General features: G+C 57.9%; 1 protein-coding gene and 1 pseudogene. Both read right to left on the bottom strand.

Annotated features, from left to right (window positions below; translation table 11 throughout):
- Positions 1 to 199, bottom strand: a pseudogene (locus AB9F26_RS22290) (U32 family peptidase); the annotation flags it as partial.
- A 2-nt stretch (positions 200 to 201) separates the two neighbouring features.
- A partial coding sequence (locus AB9F26_RS22285; RefSeq protein ID WP_369769131.1) for an SCP2 domain-containing protein occupies positions 202 to 478 on the bottom strand: 277 nt, incomplete at its 5' end.

Genomic DNA, 478 nt, shown 5'->3' with positions numbered 1-478 from the left:
TATTGATTGCAATCAATACTTTAGCGCCATGGTTATGGGCAAAAGCGATGCCATCGCGCATTTCGGAGCGATCAAAGTTCAGGCCGGGGAAATTGCGGGCGTTGGTTTCATCGGCAAAGCTGCAATAGATTGTATGCGCCCCCGCTTTGACGGCCGCGCGCAGGGATGCGGGAGTGCCCGCAGGGCAAACGATTTCCATTCTCAAAACCCTTCGTTTTCTGATCGTGTCAGGCTAAACCCCGTGCGCGCCTGTGCGATATCAATCGCGCGGCGCAGGGGGCGGGCGAAAGGCCCCGAGACCGCCTGCAATTCGGCGCCGATATCGAGTTCCGCATCATCAATCGCATTGCGCAGCGCCAAAACCGCCTCGGTATTGCCCTCGATCACCAAATCGCGTGAGAAAAACAGCGCGTCCCCATCGAAGGCTCCATGCACGAGGCCAAGCAAGGCCGACATGGGGCCGGCAATGTTGGCATCA

The organism is Falsihalocynthiibacter sp. BN13B15 (assembly GCF_041205415.1).
Taxonomy (GTDB): Bacteria; Pseudomonadota; Alphaproteobacteria; order Rhodobacterales; family Rhodobacteraceae; genus Falsihalocynthiibacter; species Falsihalocynthiibacter arcticus.
The sequence above is the reverse complement of the archived record's forward strand: the minus strand, read 5'-3'. Positions and strand labels throughout refer to the sequence as shown.